26 protein-coding genes are annotated in these 22,475 nt (G+C 65.2%); 17 read left to right on the forward strand and 9 right to left on the reverse strand.

Annotated features, from left to right (window positions below):
• Positions 1 to 10 precede the first annotated feature (10 nt).
• The 4 genes from ACEN9Q_RS26780 to petA form a co-directional block, all read right to left on the reverse strand.
• The gene (locus tag ACEN9Q_RS26780; protein ID WP_036231132.1) at positions 11 to 622 is read right to left on the reverse strand and encodes a glutathione S-transferase N-terminal domain-containing protein; all 612 of its coding nucleotides are present in this window, start codon (positions 620 to 622) and stop codon (positions 11 to 13) included.
• A gap of 90 nt (positions 623 to 712) precedes the next feature.
• A complete protein-coding gene (locus tag ACEN9Q_RS26785) occupies positions 713 to 1,474 on the reverse strand; it encodes a cytochrome c1 (protein WP_056445253.1) in 762 nt (253 codons plus the stop codon).
• A 30-nt stretch (positions 1,475 to 1,504) separates the two neighbouring features.
• Complete coding sequence (locus ACEN9Q_RS26790) at positions 1,505 to 2,920, reverse strand: cytochrome b (protein WP_495626630.1); 1,416 nt, start codon at positions 2,918 to 2,920, stop codon at positions 1,505 to 1,507.
• Between the two features lies 1 nt (position 2,921).
• Complete coding sequence (gene petA / locus ACEN9Q_RS26795) at positions 2,922 to 3,536, reverse strand: ubiquinol-cytochrome c reductase iron-sulfur subunit (protein WP_056444904.1); 615 nt, start codon at positions 3,534 to 3,536, stop codon at positions 2,922 to 2,924.
• Between the two features lie 265 nt (positions 3,537 to 3,801).
• On the opposite strand from petA, the gene mscL reads away from it, so the two are divergent.
• From mscL to ACEN9Q_RS26815, 4 genes are read left to right on the forward strand one after another with little or no spacing between them, the layout of a single operon-like run.
• Positions 3,802 to 4,242, forward strand: coding sequence for a large conductance mechanosensitive channel protein MscL (gene mscL, locus ACEN9Q_RS26800; protein ID WP_056444901.1), 441 nt, complete (start codon positions 3,802 to 3,804; stop codon positions 4,240 to 4,242).
• A gap of 15 nt (positions 4,243 to 4,257) precedes the next feature.
• Positions 4,258 to 5,409, forward strand: a complete 1,152-nt coding sequence (locus ACEN9Q_RS26805) for a Do family serine endopeptidase (protein WP_495626631.1) — start codon at positions 4,258 to 4,260, stop codon at positions 5,407 to 5,409.
• A gap of 15 nt (positions 5,410 to 5,424) precedes the next feature.
• Positions 5,425 to 6,111: a DUF2461 domain-containing protein gene (locus tag ACEN9Q_RS26810; protein ID WP_495626632.1), complete on the forward strand. Its 687-nt coding sequence runs from the start codon at positions 5,425 to 5,427 to the stop codon at positions 6,109 to 6,111.
• 12 nt (positions 6,112 to 6,123) lie between these two features.
• Positions 6,124 to 6,495, forward strand: coding sequence for a cupin domain-containing protein (locus ACEN9Q_RS26815; RefSeq protein ID WP_056444892.1), 372 nt, complete (start codon positions 6,124 to 6,126; stop codon positions 6,493 to 6,495).
• Positions 6,496 to 6,734: 239 nt separating this feature from the next.
• Here the strand turns inward: ACEN9Q_RS26815 and ACEN9Q_RS26820 are convergent, their stop codons facing one another.
• From ACEN9Q_RS26820 to ACEN9Q_RS26840, 5 genes are all read right to left on the reverse strand, one after another.
• A complete protein-coding gene (locus tag ACEN9Q_RS26820) occupies positions 6,735 to 7,772 on the reverse strand; it encodes an NAD(P)H-dependent glycerol-3-phosphate dehydrogenase (RefSeq protein ID WP_495626633.1) in 1,038 nt (345 codons plus the stop codon).
• Positions 7,773 to 7,783: 11 nt separating this feature from the next.
• Complete coding sequence (locus tag ACEN9Q_RS26825; RefSeq protein ID WP_229412712.1) at positions 7,784 to 8,239, reverse strand: SH3 domain-containing protein; 456 nt, start codon at positions 8,237 to 8,239, stop codon at positions 7,784 to 7,786.
• A gap of 131 nt (positions 8,240 to 8,370) precedes the next feature.
• A complete protein-coding gene (gene secB, locus ACEN9Q_RS26830; RefSeq protein ID WP_056442439.1) occupies positions 8,371 to 8,844 on the reverse strand; it encodes a protein-export chaperone SecB in 474 nt (157 codons plus the stop codon).
• A 134-nt stretch (positions 8,845 to 8,978) separates the two neighbouring features.
• A complete protein-coding gene (gene grxC / locus ACEN9Q_RS26835) occupies positions 8,979 to 9,248 on the reverse strand; it encodes a glutaredoxin 3 (RefSeq protein ID WP_056442441.1) in 270 nt (89 codons plus the stop codon).
• Positions 9,249 to 9,265: 17 nt separating this feature from the next.
• Positions 9,266 to 9,670 (reverse strand): rhodanese-like domain-containing protein, encoded by a 405-nt coding sequence (locus tag ACEN9Q_RS26840; protein WP_495626634.1) that lies wholly within the window; start codon positions 9,668 to 9,670, stop codon positions 9,266 to 9,268.
• An 88-nt stretch (positions 9,671 to 9,758) separates the two neighbouring features.
• Here ACEN9Q_RS26840 and gpmA point away from each other — a divergent pair, with 88 nt between their 5' ends.
• From gpmA to gspD, 13 genes are all read left to right on the forward strand, one after another.
• Positions 9,759 to 10,505: a 2,3-diphosphoglycerate-dependent phosphoglycerate mutase gene (gene gpmA, locus ACEN9Q_RS26845; protein WP_322402146.1), complete on the forward strand. Its 747-nt coding sequence runs from the start codon at positions 9,759 to 9,761 to the stop codon at positions 10,503 to 10,505.
• A gap of 57 nt (positions 10,506 to 10,562) precedes the next feature.
• Positions 10,563 to 11,981 (forward strand): murein hydrolase activator EnvC family protein, encoded by a 1,419-nt coding sequence (locus ACEN9Q_RS26850; protein WP_495629001.1) that lies wholly within the window; start codon positions 10,563 to 10,565, stop codon positions 11,979 to 11,981.
• 28 nt (positions 11,982 to 12,009) lie between these two features.
• Positions 12,010 to 13,527 carry a S41 family peptidase gene (locus tag ACEN9Q_RS26855; protein WP_495626635.1) on the forward strand — a complete coding sequence of 506 codons (1,518 nt, stop codon included), beginning with the start codon at positions 12,010 to 12,012 and terminating at the stop codon, positions 13,525 to 13,527.
• A gap of 31 nt (positions 13,528 to 13,558) precedes the next feature.
• Entirely contained in the window at positions 13,559 to 14,320 is a 762-nt protein-coding gene (locus ACEN9Q_RS26860; RefSeq protein WP_056442454.1) for a HesA/MoeB/ThiF family protein, read from the forward strand.
• A 163-nt stretch (positions 14,321 to 14,483) separates the two neighbouring features.
• On the forward strand, positions 14,484 to 14,939 hold the full coding sequence (gene gspG, locus ACEN9Q_RS26865; protein WP_056442457.1) for a type II secretion system major pseudopilin GspG: 456 nt from the start codon (positions 14,484 to 14,486) through the stop codon (positions 14,937 to 14,939).
• 13 nt (positions 14,940 to 14,952) lie between these two features.
• The gene (gene gspH, locus ACEN9Q_RS26870; protein WP_056442460.1) at positions 14,953 to 15,453 is read left to right on the forward strand and encodes a type II secretion system minor pseudopilin GspH; all 501 of its coding nucleotides are present in this window, start codon (positions 14,953 to 14,955) and stop codon (positions 15,451 to 15,453) included.
• A gap of 8 nt (positions 15,454 to 15,461) precedes the next feature.
• Positions 15,462 to 15,860: a type II secretion system minor pseudopilin GspI gene (gene gspI, locus ACEN9Q_RS26875; RefSeq protein ID WP_229412713.1), complete on the forward strand. Its 399-nt coding sequence runs from the start codon at positions 15,462 to 15,464 to the stop codon at positions 15,858 to 15,860.
• Entirely contained in the window at positions 15,857 to 16,552 is a 696-nt protein-coding gene (locus tag ACEN9Q_RS26880; RefSeq protein WP_056442463.1) for a PulJ/GspJ family protein, read from the forward strand. Before gspI ends, ACEN9Q_RS26880 begins: the two co-directional genes overlap by 4 nt.
• Positions 16,553 to 16,587: 35 nt before the next feature.
• Positions 16,588 to 17,541: a type II secretion system minor pseudopilin GspK gene (gene gspK, locus ACEN9Q_RS26885; protein WP_495626636.1), complete on the forward strand. Its 954-nt coding sequence runs from the start codon at positions 16,588 to 16,590 to the stop codon at positions 17,539 to 17,541.
• A 78-nt stretch (positions 17,542 to 17,619) separates the two neighbouring features.
• Positions 17,620 to 18,831 carry a type II secretion system protein GspL gene (gspL, locus tag ACEN9Q_RS26890; protein ID WP_056442469.1) on the forward strand — a complete coding sequence of 404 codons (1,212 nt, stop codon included), beginning with the start codon at positions 17,620 to 17,622 and terminating at the stop codon, positions 18,829 to 18,831.
• On the forward strand, positions 18,828 to 19,346 hold the full coding sequence (locus tag ACEN9Q_RS26895; RefSeq protein WP_056442472.1) for a type II secretion system protein M: 519 nt from the start codon (positions 18,828 to 18,830) through the stop codon (positions 19,344 to 19,346). The genes gspL and ACEN9Q_RS26895 overlap by 4 nt, the downstream gene beginning before the upstream one ends.
• Entirely contained in the window at positions 19,343 to 20,116 is a 774-nt protein-coding gene (gene gspN, locus ACEN9Q_RS26900; RefSeq protein WP_495626637.1) for a type II secretion system protein N, read from the forward strand. Before ACEN9Q_RS26895 ends, gspN begins: the two co-directional genes overlap by 4 nt.
• Entirely contained in the window at positions 20,116 to 22,470 is a 2,355-nt protein-coding gene (gene gspD, locus ACEN9Q_RS26905) for a type II secretion system secretin GspD (RefSeq protein ID WP_495629002.1), read from the forward strand. Before gspN ends, gspD begins: the two co-directional genes overlap by 1 nt.
• Positions 22,471 to 22,475: the final 5 nt, after the last annotated feature.

Genomic DNA, 22,475 nt, shown 5'->3' on the forward strand with positions numbered 1-22,475 from the left:
AGGTGGCGCTTTAGCGGCGCATCACCTTTTCGGACGGGGTCAGGGCTTCGATGTAGGCCGGACGCGAGAAGATGCGCTCGGCATACTTCATCAGCGGCGCCGCCGTCTTCGACAGTTCGATGCCGTAGTGATCCAGACGCCACAGCAGCGGGGCGATGGCCACGTCGAGCATCGAGAATTCGTCGCCCAGCATGTATTTGTTCTTCAGGAACAGCGGGGCCAGCGTCGTCAGGCGGTCGCGGATTTCGGCGCGCGCCTTGTCGTGGCTCTTGTCGCCCACTTTGTTGCGCTCGTTTTCGAGCGTGTTGACGTGGACGAACAGTTCCTTCTCGAAATTGAACAGCATCAGGCGGGCACGGGCACGCATGAGCGGGTCCGCAGGCATCAACTGCGGATGCGGGAAGCGCTCGTCGATGTATTCGTTGATGATGTTCGATTCGTACAGAATCAGTTCGCGCTCGACCAGGATCGGCACCTGGCCGTACGGATTCATCGTCGAGATGTCCTCGGGCTTGTTGAACAGGTCCACGTCGCGCACTTCGAAGTCCATGCCCTTTTCGAACAGGACCAGACGGCAGCGCTGGGAGAACGGGCACGTGGTGCCGGAGTAGAGAACCATCATGGTTTATAGTTCCTTCAAGAAACAAAGGGGTGAAGCGCCAGGCGGCTCACCCCGAATAGACATTGCCCGCATTATAACCGGGCAATCAACTCACTTTACGTCTTTCCAATAAGAAGCATTCAAAGACCAGGCGAGGAAGGCGAAGAAAGCGAGGAAAATCACGACGATCGCACCCAGACGTTTGCGAAAGTCGCGCGCCGGTTCGGCCATCCAGTCCATGTATGCGACCAGGTCGGCCACCTGGGCATCGAACTCCTGCGGGCTCAGCGTGCCCGGCGTCACCTGCTCGAAGCCGGCGAAGCGGTGCACGGTTTTTTCATGCTCGTGGGGGTCCGGTTCCTCGACCATCTTGGCCGTACGCACGCCCTGCAGCTGCCACAGTACGTGCGGCATCGCGACGTTCGGCACGACCATGTTGTTCCAGCCGGTCGGGCGGGTATCGTCCTTGTAGAAAGTGCGCAGGTAGGTGTAGATGTAGTCGGGGCCGGAGCCGGCGGCCGAGGCGCGCGCACGCGTGATCACCGACAGGTCCGGCGGTACGGCGCCGAACCAGGCTTTCGCATCCGCGGGACGCATCGCGATCGTCATCATGTCGCCCACCTTCTCACCCGAGAACAGCAGGTTGTTCTTGATCTGGTCTTCGGTCAAGCCCAGGTCACGCAGGCGATTGTAGCGCATCGACGATGCGGAATGACAGTTCAGGCAGTAGTTGACGAACAGCTTGGCGCCGTTTTGCAGCGAGGCGATATCGGTGCGTTCGGGCGCGCGGTCGAGCGGGAACGCACCTTCGTTCGCGAACACGAATCCCGGCAGCAGGGCCAGGACCGCGAGCAGTTTTTTCGAAAAAAACATCATGGTTGTCCTTTGGCTTTGGTTCCGGGATCAATGCGGGGTGAACGTGACGCGATTGGGCACCGGCTTGAACCGGCCCATCGAGCTCCACCATGGCATCAGGAGGAAGAAGCTAAAGTACAGCAGGGTGCAGGCCTGGGCGACCAGCGTGTAGGCCGGGGTCGGCAGTTGGGTGCCGAGGTAGCCGAGCGTCAGGAACGCCAGGAAGAATACGGCATACACGTATTTGTGCCAGCCCGGACGGTAGCGGATCGATTTCACCGGTGAATGATCCAGCCACGGCAGCAGCGCCAGGATCACGACGGCCGAGCCGAACAGCACGACGCCCCAGAATTTCGCGTCCAGCACCTGCGGCAGCATGCCGATCTCGGCCAGGATGGCGACCGCGGTCACCGCGATCTTCGTCTTGTACGACAGGCGCGAACGGAGCCAGATGAACACGACGTAGGCGGCCACGCCGGCCATCACGACCCACATGAAGTCCGACGTCGTCGCGCGCAGCACCGAGTAGAACGGCGTGAAGTACCAGGTCGGGGCGATGTGCGGCGGGGTCTTGAGCGAGTCGGCGGGCAGGAAGTTGTTGTATTCCAGGAAGTAGCCGCCCATTTCCGGCGCAAAGAACACGACGCTGCTGAAGATCAGCAGGAACATCGATACGCCGAACAAGTCCTTGGTCGTGTAGTACGGGTGCGAAGGGATGGCGTCGACGCCGTGGCCGTCCGGGCCGAGGTTTTCCTTGACCTCGATGCCGTCCGGGTTGTTCGAGCCCACTTCGTGCAGGGCGATCAGGTGCGCCGCGACGAGGCCCAGCAGCACCAGCGGGATCGCGATCACGTGGAAGGCGAAGAAGCGGTTCAGGGTGGCGTCCGACACGACGTAGTCGCCGCGGATCCACAGCGACAGGTCCTGGCCGATGAACGGGATGGCGCTGAACAGGTTGACGATCACCTGGGCGCCCCAGTACGACATCTGGCCCCACGGCAGCAGGTAGCCGAAGAAGGCCTCGGCCATCAGGCACAGGAAGATCGCGAAGCCGAACAGCCAGATCAGCTCGCGCGGCTTGCGGTACGAGCCGTACAGCAGGCCACGGGTCATGTGCAGGTACACGACGATGAAGAACGCCGAGGCGCCCGTCGAGTGCATGTAGCGCACGAGCCAGCCCCACGGGACTTCGCGCATGATGTATTCGACGGAGCCGAACGCGAGGCCGGCGTCCGGCTTGTAGTGCATGGTCAGGAAGATGCCGGTGACGATCTGCATCACCAGGATCAGCATGGCCAGCGAGCCGAACAGATACCAGATATTGAAGTTCTTCGGGGCGTAGTAGCGGCCCCACTGGTCGTTCCACAGCTTCGACAGCGGGAAGCGGTCGTCGACCCAGGCCAGGGCCCGGTGGCTTTTCGGCGCGTCGGCCGGGAGTTTGGTTTCCTTGAACGCTGCGCCCATCTTATGCCTCGCCTTTCTCGTCTTTGCCGATCAGGATCTTGTTGTCGGACAGGTACATGTACGGAGGCACGTCAAGGTTGGCCGGAGCCGGCTTGTTCTTGAAGACGCGGCCCGACAGGTCGAACGTCGATCCATGGCAGGGACAAAGGAAGCCGCCGTGCCAGTCGTCCGGCAGGTTCGGCTGGGGGCCTTCGGTGAAGCGGGCGGAAGGAGAGCAGCCCAGGTGGGAGCAGATGCCGACGACGACAAGGAGATCCTTGTGTTTCTCGTATGCGCGGAATTCGTTCTTCGCATAGGCCGGCACCGGCATTTGATACGATTTATCGGAATTTGGATCGGCGACCAGGCTGTCGTTCTTCGGCAGGCTGGCCAGCATTTCGGGGGTGCGGCGAAGGAGCCACACGGGCTTGCCGCGCCACTCCACGACTTTCAACTCGCCCGGTTTGATGTCGGAAATATCCGCCTCGACCGGGGCGCCGGCCGCTTTTGCTCGTTCGGAGGGCTGCAACGTACTGACCAGCACCCCGGCCGTTGAAACACCGACAACGCCACCCGCCGCGCATGTAGCCACGAGCAAGCCTCGCCGGCCTGAATCGACCTGCTTCTCATTACTCATACCAACTCCATTCGTCAAATGCGAAATGTTGCAATGCAATACGTTGCAATACGGTATTAACCTTTTATGCAACGGTCGATTATATGTGAACAGTTTTGCAAATTAAAGAAAAAACGTTTGCATTGTCGCGACCCTTCCCAAATGCGCATTTTTGTGTTCGCGCCCCGGGTCACATGCTCATCTCGACCATCGGGTGCACTGCACGTTTCCTGTATCATCGCTGTGAACCTGGCAAGGTTTTTAAAAACACAAAGGAGGGCGTGGGATGGCTATGCTGGAAGAGTTCAAAAAATTCGCGCTGAAGGGCAATGTCGTCGACCTGGCGGTCGGCGTGATCATCGGCGGCGCGTTCGGGCGGATCGTGGATTCTCTCGTGCAGGACGTCATCATGCCGCCGATCGGCAAGTTGTTCGGCGGCCTCGATTTCGCCAGTTACTACCTCCCGCTCAACGGCCAGCCCTACGGCCTGCCGCTGGCGGAAGCCAAGAAGGCCGGCGCCGTGCTGGCGTACGGGAATTTCTTCACGATCCTGCTGAACTTCCTGATATTGGCGTTCGTCATTTTCCAAATGGTCAGGCTGATGAATCGCATGCGCGCGCCGTTCACCAAGGCCGAGGAAGAGCAGCAGGCGGCCGCTGTGGTGGCAACGGCGGAAGAAGTCGTTCTGCTGCGTGAAATCCGCGACGCGCTGACGCTGAAGCGCTAGCCGCGGAGTCGCCCGATGCGCCGCTACTGGCTGCTGTTCGCACAAACCGTCACGATCGCCCTCGGCATCTATGTCGTGATCGCGGCGCTGCAGCCGGCGTGGATCGGACGCGCGCCGACGCAGATGGGCATCGGTGGACCGGGGCGCGCGGTGCCGGTGCTGCAGGCGCCGGGCAGTGGTCTCGCCCCGGCCAGTTACCGCGACGCGGCCGGCCGCGCCATGCCGGCCGTCGTCAACATTCTCACCAGCAAGGCGTTGCGCGAAACCCATCCGCTGCTGAAGGACCCGTTCTTCCGGCGCTTCTTCGGCGACAAGACGCCGCCGCAGGAACAGATGGCCAGCCTGGGCTCGGGCGTCATCGTCAGCGGCGACGGCTACATCCTGACCAATTACCACGTCGTCGAAGGCGCCGACGAGATCGAGGTCGGCCTGGCCGACGGACGCAAGGCCGCCGCCAGCGTCGTCGGCACCGATCCGGAAACGGATTTGGCCGTGATCCGCATCAAGGCGGACAAACTGCCCGTGATCGTGCTGGGCGACCCGGCGCAGGCGCGCGTGGGCGACGTCGTGCTGGCGATCGGCAATCCGTTCGGCGTCGGGCAGACCGTCACGCTGGGCATCATCTCCGCGCTGGGCCGCAACAACCTGCACATCAACCATTTCGAGAATTTCATCCAGACGGATGCCGCCATCAACTTCGGCAACTCGGGCGGGGCGCTCGTCGATACGCGCGGTAATCTGCTGGGCATCAATTCGGCCATTTATTCGCAGACGGGCGGCTCGGTGGGCATCGGCTTCGCGATTCCCGTGTCGACGGCGAAAACCGTGCTCGATTCCATCATCAAGCACGGCCAGGTCGTGCGCGGCTGGATCGGCGTCGAATCGCAGGACATCACGCCCGAAATCGCCGACAGCTTCGGCCTCGCGCGCGACCGCGGGGCCATCATCGCCGGTGTCGTGCGCGGCGGCCCGGCGGACCGTGCCGGCATGCGCCCGGGCGACATCCTGCTGGCCGTGCAAGGTAAAAAAGTCGGCAGCACCAACGACATGATGAACCTCATCGCCGCGCTGCCGCCCGGCGGCAAGGCGGCGATGACGGTGATGCGCAAGAACCGCGAGACGACCTTCGACGTCACCGTCGGCCGCCGTCCGCGCCAGACCCCCTGATTATCCGGACTTTCCATGCACCTGCGCGACCTCACGCAATTCCTTTCCGAGCTCAAAGAGAACAACACCCGGCCCTGGTTCATCATGAACAAGCCCCGCTACGACATCCTGCGGGTCGAATTCCTGGAGGTGCTGACGGAACTCATCAAGGAGATCGGCCGGTTCGACAAGCAGATCATCGCCTGCGATCCGAAGAAGGCGATGTTCCGCTTCCAGCGCGATACCCGCTTTTCGCACGACAAGACGCCCTATAAAACGCATTTCTCGGCCGGCATCGCGCCGGGCAACAAGCGCCGCCCCAGCGAAGGCGGCGGTCCGACCTATTACTTCCACATCGAAGCCGACGGTACGTTGCTGTACGGCGCCGGCGAATACCTGCCGCCGGCGGCGCGCCTGAAGGCGATCCGCGAGCACGTCGTCAACGATGCGACAGGCTTCGCCAAAATGTTGAAGAATAAACATCTGCGCGAGGCGTACGGCGACCTGCAGCCGGAAGACAAGCTGCAACGCCCGCCGAAGGGATTCGATGCGAACCATCCGCTGGTCGAATACCTGAAGCTCAAGAGTTATTTTGTCTGGAACGAAGCGAAGCTCGACATCAACGCCCCGGACAAGCTCGTGCCGCAGCTCGCGCAGGGATTCAAGGACGCCACCGCGCTCGTCAACTGGTTGCGCGCGGTGCCGCAGACATTCGAAGAGTAAAGGGAGTCACACATGGCGTTGCACCACGCAGTATCGGGTGAGCGGATCGCACTCCAGCGGGGCGAAGACGACATCGCGAATTTCACGTCGATCGCATTGATCAAGACGGATCACATGGAATTGATCCGGCTCGTGATACCCAAGGAAAAACCGCTGCCGGAACATTGGGTCGAAGGCGAGATGACCTTGCTGTGCCTGGAGGGCGAGATCGCGTTCCAGGCCCACGGCCGCACGACCATCCTGCAGCCGAACGAGATGGTGTACCTGGCCGGCGGCGAGCCGCATGCGATCCATGCCAACCAGGACGCGGTCGCGCTGCTGACCATTTTGCTGCATCCGGGCGATAACTCGGGTGGGCCGACGCGGAACGCGCCGAGCGCCTGATCTCGGCAACGGTTTGGTGGGCACGGGGTGCCCACCCTACGGCATCGTATCGTGGAACGGGATGCTCACCCAACCGCATCGTATCGTGGAATGGGATGCTCACCCAACCGCATCGTATCGTGGAATGGGATGCTCACCCAACCGCATCGTATCGTGGTCCGGGATACGCATCCAAGCGCATCGTATTGTAGGGTGGGCTCCCCGAGCCCGCCATCACGTTGCGTAATCGCGTCCTGCAATCAGGCCAGCTCGTCGCGCGGATCCCGCGCCAATAACCTGGCCACCATGTCGCTGGCGGAATCGCCATCGAACAACACCCCGGCCACCGCATTGGTGATCGGCATGTCGACGCCCAGCCTGGCCGCCAGCTCACGCACGGCCTTGGCACAGGGCACGCCTTCGGCCACGTGGCCGAGTTCACGGACGATGGTGTCGAGCGGCTTGCCCTGGGCCAGTGCAAGGCCGACGCGGCGGTTGCGCGACAGGTCGCCCGTGCACGTCAGGATCAGGTCGCCCATCCCCGTCAGGCCCATGAAGGTGCCGGCATGGCCGCCCAGCGCCGTGCCGAGGCGGGTGATTTCCGCGAGGCCGCGCGTGATCAGCGCGGCGCGTGCGTTCAATCCGAGTCCCAGGCCGTCGGCCGTGCCGGTGGCGATGGCGAGGATGTTCTTGACGGCGCCGCCGACTTCCACGCCGACCATGTCATCGCAGGAATACACGCGGATATTGCCGCCATGTATGAGCGCAACGACGCGTTCGCGCAGCGTCTTGTCGGTCGACGCGACCGTCAGCGCGCAGGGCAGGCCGCGCGCCACTTCCTGGGCGAACGACGGGCCGGACAGCGCGGCGCCCGGTACGGCGGCGCCCAGCACGTCGCGCACGACCTGGTGCGGCAGCAGGCCGGTCTCGTATTCGAACCCCTTGCACAGCCAGACGATGTTCGGGATGGCGCGGCCCTTGAGCTGCTCGAGCAGCGGGCGCAGGCCGGCCACCGGGCAGGCCGCGATCAGCAGCGGCTCGGCGCCGGGCTGGGCCGCGGCGTCGACTACGTGCGCGACGGCTGCGTCGAAGTCGGCCGTGACGTCCAGGCCGGCCGGCAGCGGGAAGCCGGGGAGGTAATGGGTGTTTTCGCGCGCGTCGGCAGCCTGCGCCATCTGCGCGGGGTTGCGGCCCCACAGCAGGACGTCGTGGCGCGCCGCGAGCGCGATCGCCACGGCCGTGCCCCAGGCGCCGGCACCGAGGACGGTGATTTTTTGGGGGGATTTCGGTTCGTGCATGGGAGGACGGGCTAGATGCCCCAGATGTCGGACGCCTTGACGTAGCCGCTGATGCCGTCGCGGTGGCGCACGCGCACCCAGATGCCGGTTTCCGGATCGACGAGCTCGAGCAGGACGTTCTTTTCGGCCATCATCACGACGGGCGCGTTGTCGTCGGGCGCGGCGCGCACCTTGGCGGAGGCCACGCGCACGATGACGTTGCGCCTGGCCGACAGGTTCCTCGCCTCGGTCCAGGCCATGTCGCCGGTGGCGTCACGTACCTTGACCCAGTCGCCGTAGCTGAGGACGATCTCGACCGGCATGCCGCTGGGAGCGATGAACAGCTTGCCGCTCCGGGTGGACGGGGCCTCGTACAGGATCACGGAATGCGCGCCGACTGTCTTGAAATCGAACGCGGCGGCCGCGCACGATGCCAGCAGCAGCATGCTGCCTGCGATGAGTCGATGGCGGAAACGGATGGGGCGCATGTGGGCCTTTGAAGACGGTACACGCTGAGGCCGGGCTGGATCGACCGGCACGAAGCGTGTCGGCAAAAGCGCGTCAATGAAACGAGGCGTCCGGCCCCGCCCGGGAGGAGCGGTGCGGGACGCCCGGGATATTACTGGTTGCCAGCCGGCGTGCCCGCTGCGGCAGCCTGCTCGGCCAGCGCCTGGCGACGCTGCTGGTAGAACACTTCGAAGTTGATCTCGGCCAGGTGGACCGGCGGGAAACCGGCACGGGTGATCACGTCGGCGATGTTCGCACGCAGGTACGGATAGATGATGTTCGGGCAACCGATGCCCAGCAGCGGATCCATCTGGTCGGCCGGGATGTTGCGAGCTTCGAAGATACCTGCCTGCTTGCCTTCGGCCAGGAAAGCAACCTTGTCCTTGACCTTGGCGGTCACGGTGATGGTGACGGTCGATTCGTAGATGCCATCGGCGATGCCCTCGGCGCCGACGTCCAGCGAGACCTCGATGGTCGGGGCTTCCTGCTCCAGGAAGATTGCCGGGGAATTCGGTTGTTCCAGCGACAGATCTTTCAGGTAGATACGCTGGATTTGGAATACGGGTTGCAGGTTTTCGTCAGCCATGGAACGCTTTCGTGTAATTTTTAAGAAGAACGGCATCATCCTGCCATTCGAGGTGCTTGACTTGTCAAGGCGCCGGCAATTGTATCAAAACCAATTCGGTTTCAATAGCAGCGGGCCGGCGCCCCTGCGCAGGCTCAGGCCGCAGCGCCGTTGAGCAGCGGGTCCAGCCGGCCCGCCTGGTCGAGGGCATACAGATCGTCGAAGCCGCCCACATGGGTATTGCCCACGTAAATCTGCGGCACCGTACGGCGGCCCGTGCGCTGCATCATGATCGCACGTTGTTCCGGATCAAGGTCGACGCGAATGCGCTCGATGTCGGTCACGCCCTTGGCTTCCAGCAGGCGCTCGGCGCGTACGCAGTAGGGGCAGCTGGCGGTGTGATAGAGAACAACATGGGCTGTCATGGCAGTATCCTTTCAAATTATTTGATCAGGGGCAGGCCGGCAGCCGTCCAGGCCGCAGTGCCGCCTTCCAGGCCATAGATATCTTCGAACCCTGCCGCTTTCAACAGGCGCGCCGCTTTATCGGCGTGTTTGCCGTCTTGATCGACGACAATGATGGTCTTGACTTTCGACTTGTCCAGCTCGCCGGTACGATTGCCCAAGTCTGACAGCGGAATGTGTTTTGCGTCGCGCAGGTGCCCTGCGGCAAACTCGTCGGCGCTGCGCACATCGATCACGGCGGTGGATTTGCCGCGGTTGATCATCTGGGTGGCCTGCAGCGGCGAGGCCTGGCGGCCACGCGGCGCCAGCGATAACCACAGAAGCGCACCCCCCGACAGGACGGCGATCGCAACAGTGATGAAATGGTCGATGATGAATTTCACGAAGGTTCCGTTGGTTGAACTGAATCATCGCATTATAAAATAGAAGTCGGATCGGTATTTCCTGCTCACTTTTTTCTATAAAGCACCTATGTACAAAATCGTATTCATGCGCCACGGCGAGTCCACCTGGAACCTCGAGAACCGTTTCACCGGCTGGACCGATGTCGACCTGACCGAAAAAGGCGTCAACGAAGCCAAGACCGCCGGCCGCCTGCTGAAGGAAGCCGGCTTCACCTTCGACCTGGCCTATACCTCGGTCCTGAAACGTGCGATCCGCACGCTGTGGCTGGCCATGGACGAGATGGACATGATGTGGCTGCCGGTCAAGAACGACTGGCGCCTGAACGAGCGCCACTACGGCGCCCTGCAGGGCCTGGACAAGGGCGAGACCGCCGCCAAGTTCGGCGACGAGCAGGTGCTGGTGTGGCGCCGCAGCTACGACACGCCGCCGCCCGCGCTGGAAGCCAACGATCCGCGCACGTCGTTCAACGACCCGCGCTACGCCGGCCTGGACAAGGCGCAGATCCCGCTGACCGAATGCCTGAAAGACACGGTCGCCCGTGTGATGCCGGCCTGGGACGAGGAAATCGCCCCGGCCATCCGCGCCGGCAAGCAGATCCTGATCTCGGCCCACGGCAACAGCCTGCGCGCCGTGATCAAGATGCTGGACAACATCAGCGACAGCGACATCGTCGGGCTGAACATCCCGAACGGCACCCCGCTCGTGTACGAGCTGGACGCGGACCTGAAGCCGATCCGCCATTACTACCTGGGCGACCAGGACGCGATCGCGGCCGCCATGGCCGCCGTGGCCAACCAAGGGAAGGCGAAGTAAGTCTTGCTTTCCTTCGTGAAGTCGACGTCCGCGGGCCTGTCCGTCCGCGGCAAGCTGTTGTGCGGCCTGCTGGCCTGCGTGTTCGCCTTCGGCAGCGCGCAGGCGGCGCCGCGCCAGACCGCGCGCAGCAAGCAGAAAGCCGCCGCCGAGGCGGCGCGCGCCGGTATCCAGCAAAAGCTCAGTGCTCTCAAGAAGGACATCACCCGCACCGAGAGCGAAAAGGAAGACGCGGCCGACGAGCTGGCCGAGTCGGAAGAAGCGATTTCCGACGCCAACCGCTCGCTGCGTGAACTGGCCGACGAGCAGGCCGCCACCAATGCCAAGCTCAAGGATCTCGCGACGGAAGAGGAGCGTCTCGGCAATACCATCGCGGCCCAGAAGCGCCAACTGGCCAAGCTGTTGCGTGAGCACTATGTTGCCGGCAACGAGGACCGCATCAAGCTGCTGCTGTCGGGCGATAACCCGAACCGCATCAACCGCGACCTGCAGATGATGGCTTACGTGTCGCAGGCGCAAGCCAGATTATTGAATTCCCTGCGCGCCAACCTGGCGGCCGTCGAGGCGAATCACGCCCAGACCCAGAACGCCCGGGACGAGCTGGAAGAAATTGCACAAGAGCAGAAGTCGCAGAAGGCGCTGCTCGAAAAAGAAAAGGGCAAGCGCGCCACGCTGCTGGCGAATTTGTCGAGCAAGTTGACGGACCAGCGCAAGCAGGCGAGCCGCCTGGAGCAGGACGAGCAGCGCATGAGCGGCCTCGTCGATCGCCTGACGCGCCTGATCCGCGAACAGGAAATCGCGGCCGCGGCCGAGCGCAAGCGCCAGCAGGCACTCGCGGCGGCCCGCGCCAAGGCCGCCGCCGAGGCGAAGGAACGCGCGCTGGCGCGGGCGAACGCCCGGCGCGAAGAGCGCGAACGCCTGGCGCGCGAAGCGGCAAGGGAAGCAGCCAAGACCGGCAGACCCGTCAAGCCGTTGCCGCCGCCGAAACCGGAACCCGAAGAGACTCGGGTGGCCGAGGAGCCGCCGAAACAGGAAGCGCCGCAGCGCAGCGCCGACACCGCGCTCGCCGCCGACCTGCCGAGCGGCGCATTCGAGAGCCTGCGCGGTCGCCTGCCGGCCCCGATCTCCGGCAAGATCGCGGCCCGTTTCGGCGCCAAGCGCGGCGACGGGCCGACGTGGCGCGGCATGTTCATCAAGGCGCCGGAAGGCACCGATGTGCGCGCCATCGCGGCCGGACGTGTCGTGTTCGCCAACTGGATGCGCGGCTACGGTAATTTGATCATCATCAATCATGGCGGCGAGTACCTGTCGATCTATGGAAACAACCAGACGCTGATGAAACAGGCCGGCGACGCGGTCAAGCCGGGCGACGTCATCGCCAGTGCGGGCAATACCGGCGGCAACGAGGAATCGGGGCTATACTTTGAGCTCAGGCATCTCGGAAAAGCGTTCGATCCGTCGAGCTGGGTCAGGTTCTAATTTCCGGAAGCATAATCCAGGAACAAGCATGGGCAAGAAACTCAAGAACCTCGGTCTGATCGGCCTCGGCATGGTGGCCGGGGTGGCCGCCTCGGTCCAGTACTCGGCGCTGGCGCAAAAGGGCGGCGACGCCCCGCTGCCCCTGGACCAGCTGCGCCAGCTGGCCGACGTGTATGCCCTGATCAAGAGCGATTATGTCGAGAAGGTCGACGACAAGAAGCTGCTGTCCGACGCCATCGCCGGCATGGTGAACTCGCTCGATCCGCACTCCGTCTACCTCGACCAGAAAGACTTCGCCGAGATGCGCGAAGAGGTGCAGGGCCGCTTCGTCGGCCTCGGCATCGAGATCGCGATGGAAGACGGCTACGTCAAGATCGTCTCTCCCATCGACGATTCGCCCGCCTACCGCGCCGGCATCAAGGCCGGAGATTTGATCACCCGCATCGACAACGTGCCGGTGAAAGGCCTGTCGCTGGACGACGCCATCAAGCGCATGCGCGGCGAGCCGCACAGCAAGGTGATGCTGACCATCGCCCGCCGCGGCGCCGACGCGCCCTGGGTCGTGCCCATCGTGCGCGAGGAAATCCACGTGGCCAGCGTCAAGGCGAAGATGATCGAGCCGGGCTATGCCTGGCTGCGCATCAACCAGTTCCAGGAAGAGACCCTGGACGAGGTCGCCGACAAGCTGAAGGATTTATACGCCCGCAACCCGAACATCAAGGGCCTCGTGCTCGATCTGCGCAACGACCCGGGCGGCCTGCTGCCGAGCGCGATCGGCGTCTCGGCCGCGTTCCTGCCGGCGAACGACGTGATCGTCTCGACGAAGGGCCAGCTGTCCGATTCGAACGCCACATTCTACGGGCGGCGCGAATTCTATGCCGTCAAGCCGGGCGCCGATCCGCTCGCCAAGCTGCCGGCCGCACTGAAAACCGTGCCGATGGTGGTGCTGGTCAACACGGGCTCGGCATCGGCCTCGGAAATCGTCGCCGGTGCCCTGCAGGATTACAAGCGCGCCATCGTGATGGGCAGCCAGACCTTCGGCAAGGGATCCGTGCAGACCTTGCGCCAGCTGACGCCCGATACGGCCGTCAAGCTGACGACGGCGCGCTACTACACGCCGAAAGGCCGCTCGATCCAGGCGCTGGGCATCGTGCCCGACCTCAAGGTCGACGAGACGCCGGAAGGCGACGGCCTGAACGCCGTGCGCGTGCGCGAAGCCGACCTGGATCACCACCTGACGAACGAGGCAGCCGACAGCAAGAGCGCCAGCGCCAAGTCGCGCCGCGACGAGCTCGAGGAAGAACAGTTCACCGTGGCTGCGATGAAGAACGCCAAGCCGCTCGAATTCGGCGCCAAGGACGATTTCCAGCTTGCGCAGGCCCTCAATCACTTCAAGGGCCTGAAGGTGGAACTGGCCAAGGCCGATCCGGACGAGGACAAGCCGGCGCCGGCCAGGCTGCCGGGCCAGGAACCGAAGCCGGCCGACATCAAGGACGGCGCGAAGCCGCCGGCCCTGGAGATCAAGTCGCCCGTGCCGAAGAAATGATGCGCGCCGCGACGATGGAAAGAGGCTGGCGATGAACGACCAGCAGCTGCTGCGCTATTCGCGCCATATCCTGCTCGACGAGATCGGCATCGAAGGCCAGGACCGCCTGCTGCGCGCGCGCGCGCTCGTGATCGGCGCCGGCGGCCTGGGTTCGCCGGCCGCGCTGTATCTTGCCGCGAGCGGCGTCGGGCGCCTGACCCTCGTCGACGACGACACCGTCGACCTGACGAACCTGCAGCGCCAGGTGATGCACACGACGGCGCGCGTGGGCCAGCCCAAGGTCGAGTCCGGTCGTGAAGCCCTGCATCAGATCAATCCCGACGTCGAGGTCGTCGCCTTGCGCGAGCGCGCCGATGCCGCGCGTTTAGGGGAACTCGTGCGCGCTGCCGATGTCGTACTCGACTGCAGCGACAACTTCGCCACCCGCCATGCCGTCAACCGTGCCTGCGTTGCCGCCGGCGTCCCGCTCGTCGCGGGCGCCGCGATCCGTTTCGACGGGCAGATCTCGGTCTACGACGTACGCGACCCCGCGTCGCCCTGCTATGCCTGCCTGTTCCCCGAGGACGGCAAGTTCGAGGAAGTCGCGTGCAGCACCATGGGCGTGTTCGCGCCGCTGGTGGGCATCGTCGGCGCGATGCAGGCGGCCGAGGCGCTCAAGGTGCTGGCCGGGAGCGGCCGTTCGCTGGCGGGCCGGCTGCAGATGCTGGATGCGCGCGCCATGGAATGGACCGAGATCGGCGTGGCGCGCAACCCGTGCTGTCCCGTATGCGCGGGACGCCCTGGCGTAGAATAGGCCGCCTCGTCGGTCGGTCACGCGCCGAAGGTGTCCATTTTGTGTCGGGTATCTTACAATTGGACAATTTTCCGAACGAGTTGGAAAATTTTCCAAAATAGTTTTGACGGCATCCGGTCTCGTTCGGCCTTATACTGCTTTTTCGACCATAACCTTCACATCTATGCAGAACTCAAAGCATCGTTTCGCACGGCAGCGCCGCCAGGGTGGTTTCACCCTCGTCGAAATCATGGTCGTCGTGGTCATCATCGGCATCCTGGGCGCGCTCGTCGTGCCCAAGCTGCTTGGGCGCACCGGCGAATCGCGCGTGGCCGCGGCCCGTGTCGACATCGCCACGCTGATGTCGGCGCTCAAGCTGTACAAGCTCGATAACCAGCGCTATCCGACCACCGAGCAGGGCCTGCAGGCGCTCGTCCAGAAGCCGACCAGCGGCCCGGCCGCCAACGGCTGGAAGGAAGGCGGCTACCTCGACAAGCTGCCCAAGGATCCGTGGGGTACGCCTTACCAGTACCTGTCGCCCGGCCTGCACGGCGAGGTCGACATATTCTCGCTGGGCGCGGACGGCCAGCCTGGCGGCACCGGCGAGGATGCCGACATCGGCTCGTGGGACAACAAATAATCCCGATACGCCGATGACCAAGCGCGCGCGCAGCCTGCCGCGCCGGCCCGGATTGCCGGACCACCGCGGCTTCACCCTGGTGGAGATCATGGTCGTGATGGTCATCATCGGCATCACGCTCGGGCTGGCCAGCCTCAACGCCATTCCGAGTCCGCACCAGGACCTGCAGAAGGAGGCACAGCGCCTCGCGCTGCTGCTCCAGCTGGCGCGCGACGAGGCGATCGTGCGCAACCGCCTCGTCGCCTTCGAGGCCACGCCCGAGCGCTACCACTTCCTCGTGCGCACCGAGACGCGCTGGGAACCGATCGTGAAGGACGACCTGCTGCGCGAGCGCGACTTCAAGAATGCCCCGCTGACCCTGCTGCTGGATCCCACCAGCGCCGGGACCCTCAATCCGCTGCGCATCACGTTCGGCAACGAACCGGTCGACAAGCCGTTCGTGCTTACCCTCGCCAGCGGCAATGACCGCGTCGCCATCCGCGCCGACGGGGTCGGGCACTTCACCGTGGAATGAGCGAGCCGATGAGCGACAGGATGCGCATGCGATTCCCGGGCCGGCACCGCGGCTTCACGCTGCTGGAAGTGCTCGTGGCCCTCGTCATCGTCGGCACGGCGCTGGGCGCGGGCCTGCGCGCGGTCGGCAGCCTGACCGCCAACAGCAGCGGCCTGCGCGCCTCGATGATGGCGACGTGGTCGGCCGAGAACCGCCTCGTGCAGATCCGCCTCGGCAAGGAATTCCCGGACATCGGCAAGCACGGTTTCGATTGCCCGCAGGGCGACCTGCACCTCGTGTGCCAGGAAGAAGTCATCGCCAGCCCGAACCCGCGCCTGCGCCGCGTGGAGGTCTCCGTGTTCGACATCGAAAACCCCAACCGGCGTATCGTCAAGCTGGTGCAACTGGTATTGAAACCGTGGCGATGACGACCCTGACGCGACGTGCCGACCGTGCGCGCGGCTTCACCCTCGTGGAGCTGCTGGTGGCGATCAGCATCCTGGCCATCGTGGCCGTGCTCGGCTGGCGCGGCCTGGACAGCATCGTGCGCGCGCGCGTGGCCCTCACCCAGCAGATGGAGACGACGCGCGGCATGCAATTGGCGTTCGCGCAGATGCAGAGCGACTGCGAGCACATCGCCCAGCGCGACGTCGTCGACCAGCGGCCTTATCTTTTGATCGGCGCCGACCGCTTCACGCTCGTGCGCGAAGTGTTCACGGAAAACCAGCCGTCGCGCCTGCAGGTGGTGGCCTACCGCATCGTCAACGGCACGCTGATCCGGCGCGAATCGCAGCCGACGCGCGACCTGATCCAGCTCGACGCCCTGTGGCAGGCCGTCACCAGCGATACCGACAGCAACGCGGCCGTGGCCTTGCAGACCGGCGTGACGGGAATGCAGGTCGCGACCTGGCTGAATAATTCGTGGCGCCAGGGCGGCGTCGATCCCGGCGCGAATGCGGCGGGCACGGTGCAGGCCCCGGCCGCGCCCGCGCCGCTGCAGCAACCCGACCAGGTGGCGCCGCAGCAGGCGAACAATGAACCGACCGGCATGCAGGTGGCGTTGCTGGCCCAGGGCCTGCAGGCGCCGCTGGTCAAATCCTTCCTGCTGGGGGAGCCATGAGATTGCGGCGGCAACCTCCCGGGCGCGAACGCGGCGTGGCCGTGATCACCGCGCTGCTGCTGACCACGCTGGCGATCTCCATCGTCGCCAGCCTGTTCTGGCAGCAGCAGGTGCAGGTGCGCTCGATGGAAAACCAGAGACTGCACCTGCAGACCAAGTGGATCCTGCGCGGCGCGCTCGACTGGGCGACCCTGGTCCTGTTCCAGGACGGCGTCGATCACCGCCAGTACACGTCGCTCGACCAGGTGTGGGCGACGCCGCTGGCGGACACGCGTCTCGACCAGTACGTCGAGCGCGAGCGGGTCGAAGGAGAAAGTTTCGATGCAAGCCTGTCCGGTAGCATTACCGACGCATGCTCGCGTTACAATTTGCGCAACCTCGGATTGGGCAAGGGGCAGCTGAGCGAATCGCAGATCGAGATTTTCGAGCGCCTGCTGCGTAATCTGCAGCTGGATACGGGACTGGCGCGGCGCATCGCGACGTTCGTGGCGGCCGGGTTGCCGGTCACGGCCGGCGAAGAGAATGACGATCCGGCGAAGCAGGTGCAGGCCACCCCGGTGATCGGGGCGCCGGTGAAGATCCTGGAGGTGGAGGATTTGCTGACGGTGAAGGGCGTGACGCCGGCCGTCGTCGAACGCCTGCGGCCGTTCGTGACCGTGCTGCCGCAGGCCACGCCGGTCAACGTGAACACGGCGCCCGCGGAAGTGCTGGCGGCCCTGGTGCCGAACATGTCGGTGTCGGAGGCGAACACGCTGATCGTGCGGCGCAAGCAGGCGGCGTGGCGTGAGACGACTTATTTTGCGGACCAGGTCCATAGCGAAAGCCGTCCGCTGACGGAAGGTTCGTACGCCGTGAAAAGCGACTGGTTCCTGGTCGACACGCGCATCCGCCTGGACCGGGCCGCACTGGACGCGCAGGCGCTGATCCACCGGTCGTCGGCGCTGGTAGCGGGTGGCGGGCCGAAGGTGGTGTGGATTCGCCAGTATTAAAAAAACGTTAAAGAAGTCTCGAGGGACAGCGCAGGGCATGTTAAAAAGACCAACAAGAGATCGAGAAAGCGAGACAGTTTGAGCACACTTTATATCCGGCATCCCGCGCGTGCCGAAGGTGAACATGCGTTGTGCCGCTTCGCCCTCGTCACCGATGGCGGCGCGATCGACCAGCACGGCGAAGGATCGTTGCGCAACCTGGGCGACCTGGTCGGCACGAGCCGCCGCATCGTGCTGCTGCTGGCCGCCGCCGACGTCAGCCTGCTGTCGGTGCAGGCCCCGCCGCTGTCCGGCGCGCGCCTGAAAGCCGCGCTGCCGGGCCTCGTCGAAGAACACATCCTGGGCGATCCGCTCGATGCCGTGCTCGTGGCCGCGCCCGAGCAGCCCGACGGCACGCGCTCGATCGCCGTCGTCGAGCGCGACTGGCTGGAAGCCATCGTCAAGAGCCTGCTGGCCCAGGGCGCGCGTTCAGTCACCGCCGTGCCCGCGCAACTGTGCCTGCCTTTGCAGCCGGGCAGCGTCGCGGCCGCAATTTCCGGTGTCGAACTGACCTTGCGCCAGAGCCTGTTCCACGGCTTCGGTCTCGCGCTCGACGCCACCCCGGCCGTCGTGCTGCAGACGGCGCGCGCCTTCAGCGGCGACGCCCCGCTCGTGCTGTACGTGCCGCCCGCCCAGTTGGGCGAATACCAGGCGCTGGCGCAGGACGCCGGCCCCGGCATCACGCTCGAAGCCGACGACTGGACGCACTGGATCGCCGGCTCCAAGACCACCGCGCTGGACCTCGTGAGCGGCCTCGGTGCGGCCGGCAGCCCGACACGCGACTGGCGCCGCTGGCGCTGGCCGATCGCTCTCGCCGCGCTGGCCATCGCCGTCAACCTGATCGGCCTGAACGTCGACTGGCTGCGCCTGCGCCGCGAAGCCAACACGATCCGCCAGTCGATGACGCTGACCTTCCGCAACGCCTATCCGCGCGAGACGGCGATTCTCGATCCGGTGCTGCAGATGCGCCAGAACATCGCGCGGGCACGCGCCAACACGGGCGACGTGGCGCCCGACGAATTCACTTACCTGGCATCGGCGCTGGGCGAAGCGACGCGCTCGCTCGGCCGCCCGGTTGGAATTACATCAATCGAGTACCGCGAACGCGCCTTGATCGTCAAAGTCAAACCGGAAACGGTCGACCCCGGCTTGACCGGGCAGTTGCGCACGGCCCTGGCCACGCGCCGGCTCACGCTGGAAGAAGGCACGCCGGGCAACTGGGTCATCCGCAGCACGGGAGCCAAACCATGAGCATCGCCACCACCATCGCCCAGTACCGCGAGCGCGCCACGGCGCTCTGGCTCGCGCGCACCGAGCAGGAACGCCGCTTCCTGGCGGTCGGCGGCGCCGTCGTGCTGGCCGCGCTGCTGTATCTGCTGCTGGTCGATCCGGCCATCGAAGGCCGCGCCCAGTTGCGCCGCACGCTGCCGCAGCTGCGCCAGCAGGCCGCCGAGCTGCAGGCCATGGCCCAGGAAGCGACCGCCCTCGCGCAGGCGCCCGAAACGCACGTCGTGCCGCTCACGCGCGAAGCCGTCAACAGCGGCCTGTCGAGCCGCGGCCTGACGCCGCAATCGCTGTCGATGAACGGCGAATACATCAAGCTGCAGCTGAACAACGTGGCGTTCGCCAACCTGGCCACATGGCTGGACGAGCAGCGCCGCGCCAACCGCTTGCTGGTGCAGGACGCCACCGTTACCGCATTGCCCGCCGCCGGCCAGGTCGACGCCAGCCTGACGCTGCGCCAGAACACCGGCAGCGGTCAATGAGGCGCGCGCTCGTCTGGATCGCGCTGACGGCGCTGGCGGTGCTCGTCACCGTGCTGGCGTTCCTGCCGGCCGCCTGGCTCGGTCCGATGGTCGAACGCCAGACCGGCGGCCGTTTGACTCTGGGGGATGCGCAGGGTACGCTTTGGCGCGGCTCAGCCTTTGTGGGCGGCGCCCCGGGCGAGGGCGGTTCCGTCACGCCGCTGCTGCCCGGACGCTTTACGTGGCATCTGTCGCCGCTCGCGCTGTTCGGGGATGTCAGCATGGACCTGGCCAACGACCAGGCGCTGGCGCAGCCGGTGCACGTCAGCGGCAGCTGGTCGCAATGGCAGGTCAGCGCCGGCCAGCTGCTGTTGCCGGCGGCAGGATTGGCCGGCCTGGGAGCGCCCCTGAACACGCTCGCGCTGTCGGGCACGATCAAGCTGTCCTGGAACCTGCTGGACATCGCGCGCCAGGGCAATGCGGTCGCGGTGAGCGGACGCACGGTGCTCGCGATGACCGACATGGGATCGCGCATGAGTCCGATCAAACCGCTCGGTACCTACGAGATGGCCATGGACTGGCACGGCCAGCGGGCCGACGTGATCTTGCGTACCGTGAGCGGAGCACTTTTGCTGTCTGGTAGTGGAGCATTGGAAAACGGCCGCCTGCACTTCTCGGGACAGGCAGCGGCGGCCGACAAATACGAAGACACGCTGGGCAACCTGCTCAACCTGCTGGGTCAACGGCGTATGGTGAACGGCAAGAACATAATCGCGTTAGAGTTCAGATGATGAAAACAAACCTCCGTAGCACCAAGCAACCTCCAGCCCTGCGCCGCATCGTGGCCGCCGCCATGGTGTGCTGCCTCGTCGGAACAAGCGTCACTGTCGTGCCCGCTTTCGCCCAGGACGGCGGCGGCGCCGCACTCAACTTCGTCAACGCCGACATGGAATCCGTCATCAAGGCGGTCGGCCATTACACGGGAACGACCTTCATCATCGACCCCCGCGTCAAGGGCACATTGACCCTCGTGTCGGAAAAGACATTGACCAAGGCCCAGGCGTTTGCCCTGCTGACCTCGGCGCTGCGCCTGCAGGGCTATGCGGTCGTCACCGGCGACGGCTATGCCAAGGTGGTGCCGGAAGCGGAAGCGAAGCTGCAATCGTCGCCCACGCAGGTCGGCATCAGCGGCTCGAAGGCGAGGGGCGACCAGATCGCCACGCAGGTCTACCGCCTGCAGCACGAATCGGCCGCCAACCTGACGGCCGTGCTGCGCCCGCTGATCTCGCCGAACAACTCGATCATGGCCGATCCGGGCAACAACAGCCTCGTGATCACGGATTACGCGGACAACCTGCGCCGCCTGTCGAAGATCATCGCCGCGCTCGATGGCCCGGCCACCGGCGACCTCGACGTGATCCCGATCCGCAACGGCATCGCCAGCGACGTCGCCACGCTCGTCACGCGCCTGATGGAGCCGGCCGCCGGCGGCGATGCGGGCCGCGTCACCGTGCTGGCCGATCCGCGCACCAATACCGTCATCGTGCGCGCGCCGTCCCCGGCCCGCGCGAACATGGCCAAGAACCTGATCGCCAAGCTCGACCAGCCGACGACTGAACTCGGCAACATCCACGTGGTCTACCTCAAGAACGCCGATGCCAGCAAGGTCGCGCAGACGCTGCGCGCCGTCGTGTCGCAGGATGCGTCGGCCGTGCCGGTGCAGCAGCAGGGCACGTCGGGCGGCTCGATCCAGTCCAGCACCACGGGCGGCACGGGCACGGGCGCCGGTTCGCTCGGCGGCCAGCAAGGGCAGCAGAGCAGCACCGGCATGGGCGGCACGGGCGGCAGCTTCGCCCAGCAGGGCCAGGCGACGTCCGGCGGTGCCGGCGGCGGCCAGGGTTCCGGCTTCATCCAGGCCGATGCGTCGACCAACAGCCTCATCATCACGGCGCCGGACGCCGTGTACCGCAACCTGCGCGCCGTCATCGATCAGCTCGACGTGCGCCGCGCCCAGGTCTACATCGAGGCGCTGGTGGTCGAGGTCACGTCGACCGATGCGTCCGAGTTCGGCGTGCAGTGGGTGGGCCTGACCGGCAACAACAACAGCAGCTACCGCGTGGGTGGCCTGCAGTCGTTCAGCCTCGGCGGCAGCAACAACAACATCGTCAACCTGGCGCTGGCCGCGGCGACGGGCATCAGCGGCACGTCCGGCAGCACCACCGGCAGTTCGATCCCGACGCCGACCGGCCTGTCGATCGGCCTGTTCAAGCAGGTGAACGGCGAGCTGGGCCTGGGCGCGATCGCGCATGCCCTTGAAAGCACGGGACACGCCAACATCTTGTCCACACCGAACATGATCACCCTGGACAACGAGCTGGCAACCATCAAGGTCGGGCAGAACATTCCGATCATCACCGGTTCCTTCACGACGGGCGCGAGCGGGGCAAGCAATCCGTTCCAGACGGTCGACCGCAAGGACGTGGGCCTGCTGCTGAAGGTGCGCCCGCAGATTTCCGAAGGCGGTACCATCAAGCTGTCGATCTACCATGAGAATTCGGGAATCGACAATTCCGTCAGCTCGGCGTCGGGCATCGTGACCACCGTCCGCGCGATCGAAAGCAACGTGCTGGCCGACAATGGCCAGATCATCGTGCTGGGCGGCCTGATCTCGGACGACGAATCCGAGAACAACGAAAAGACGCGCGGACTGGGCGATATTCCGATCATCGGCAACCTGTTCAAGTACCGCACGCGGACCCGCGCCAAGCGCAACCTGATGGTGTTCCTGCGCCCGGTGGTGGTGCGCAGCAAGGAGCAGAACGACAGCATCTCGATGGACCGCTACGAATACATGCACGCCGCCGGCGAGATGGCGCAGCCGGCCAATGACACCGTGCTGCTGAAGAACCTCGGCGCGCCGATGTTGCCCAAGCTGATCAACGGCCAGCCGCCGACGGGCGGCGCGATGGCCGCGATGCCGCCGCCGGCACCCGTCGCGGCGCGTCCCGGCGCCGGCACCGGCCCGGGCACGCTCCAGCCCAAGGCCCCGGGCCAGCCGGGCGTCCAGCCGGCCGTGCCGGAATTCCGCCCGGTGCAGCCGGCGCAACCCGAGTATCGGCCGGTGCCACCGACCCCAACGAACTGACAGAC

Source organism: Massilia sp. Masssp93 (assembly GCF_059491295.1).

Bases quoted from the DNA above. Each gene is read 5' to 3' on its own strand.
- mscL (WP_056444901.1), top strand. From the start codon at position 3,802: ATGGCTATGCTGGAAGAGTTCAAAAAATTCGCGCTGAAGGGCAATGTC.
- ACEN9Q_RS26825 (WP_229412712.1), bottom strand. From the start codon at position 8,239: ATGCGCCCCATCCGTTTCCGCCATCGACTCATCGCAGGCAGCATGCTG.
- gspD (WP_495629002.1), top strand. From the start codon at position 20,116: ATGAAAACAAACCTCCGTAGCACCAAGCAACCTCCAGCCCTGCGCCGC.
- gspI (WP_229412713.1), top strand. From the start codon at position 15,462: ATGAGCGACAGGATGCGCATGCGATTCCCGGGCCGGCACCGCGGCTTC.
- grxC (WP_056442441.1), bottom strand. From the start codon at position 9,248: ATGACAGCCCATGTTGTTCTCTATCACACCGCCAGCTGCCCCTACTGC.
- ACEN9Q_RS26855 (WP_495626635.1), top strand. From the start codon at position 12,010: ATGGGCAAGAAACTCAAGAACCTCGGTCTGATCGGCCTCGGCATGGTG.
- ACEN9Q_RS26790 (WP_495626630.1), bottom strand. From the start codon at position 2,920: ATGGGCGCAGCGTTCAAGGAAACCAAACTCCCGGCCGACGCGCCGAAA.
- secB (WP_056442439.1), bottom strand. From the start codon at position 8,844: ATGGCTGACGAAAACCTGCAACCCGTATTCCAAATCCAGCGTATCTAC.
- ACEN9Q_RS26815 (WP_056444892.1), top strand. From the start codon at position 6,124: ATGGCGTTGCACCACGCAGTATCGGGTGAGCGGATCGCACTCCAGCGG.
- ACEN9Q_RS26880 (WP_056442463.1), top strand. From the start codon at position 15,857: ATGACGACCCTGACGCGACGTGCCGACCGTGCGCGCGGCTTCACCCTC.
- gspG (WP_056442457.1), top strand. From the start codon at position 14,484: ATGCAGAACTCAAAGCATCGTTTCGCACGGCAGCGCCGCCAGGGTGGT.
- ACEN9Q_RS26810 (WP_495626632.1), top strand. From the start codon at position 5,425: ATGCACCTGCGCGACCTCACGCAATTCCTTTCCGAGCTCAAAGAGAAC.
- ACEN9Q_RS26860 (WP_056442454.1), top strand. From the start codon at position 13,559: ATGAACGACCAGCAGCTGCTGCGCTATTCGCGCCATATCCTGCTCGAC.
- ACEN9Q_RS26805 (WP_495626631.1), top strand. From the start codon at position 4,258: ATGCGCCGCTACTGGCTGCTGTTCGCACAAACCGTCACGATCGCCCTC.
- gspH (WP_056442460.1), top strand. From the start codon at position 14,953: ATGACCAAGCGCGCGCGCAGCCTGCCGCGCCGGCCCGGATTGCCGGAC.
- gpmA (WP_322402146.1), top strand. From the start codon at position 9,759: ATGTACAAAATCGTATTCATGCGCCACGGCGAGTCCACCTGGAACCTC.
- petA (WP_056444904.1), bottom strand. From the start codon at position 3,536: ATGAGTAATGAGAAGCAGGTCGATTCAGGCCGGCGAGGCTTGCTCGTG.
- ACEN9Q_RS26820 (WP_495626633.1), bottom strand. From the start codon at position 7,772: ATGCACGAACCGAAATCCCCCCAAAAAATCACCGTCCTCGGTGCCGGC.
- ACEN9Q_RS26780 (WP_036231132.1), bottom strand. From the start codon at position 622: ATGATGGTTCTCTACTCCGGCACCACGTGCCCGTTCTCCCAGCGCTGC.
- ACEN9Q_RS26785 (WP_056445253.1), bottom strand. From the start codon at position 1,474: ATGTTTTTTTCGAAAAAACTGCTCGCGGTCCTGGCCCTGCTGCCGGGA.
- gspN (WP_495626637.1), top strand. From the start codon at position 19,343: ATGAGGCGCGCGCTCGTCTGGATCGCGCTGACGGCGCTGGCGGTGCTC.
- ACEN9Q_RS26895 (WP_056442472.1), top strand. From the start codon at position 18,828: ATGAGCATCGCCACCACCATCGCCCAGTACCGCGAGCGCGCCACGGCG.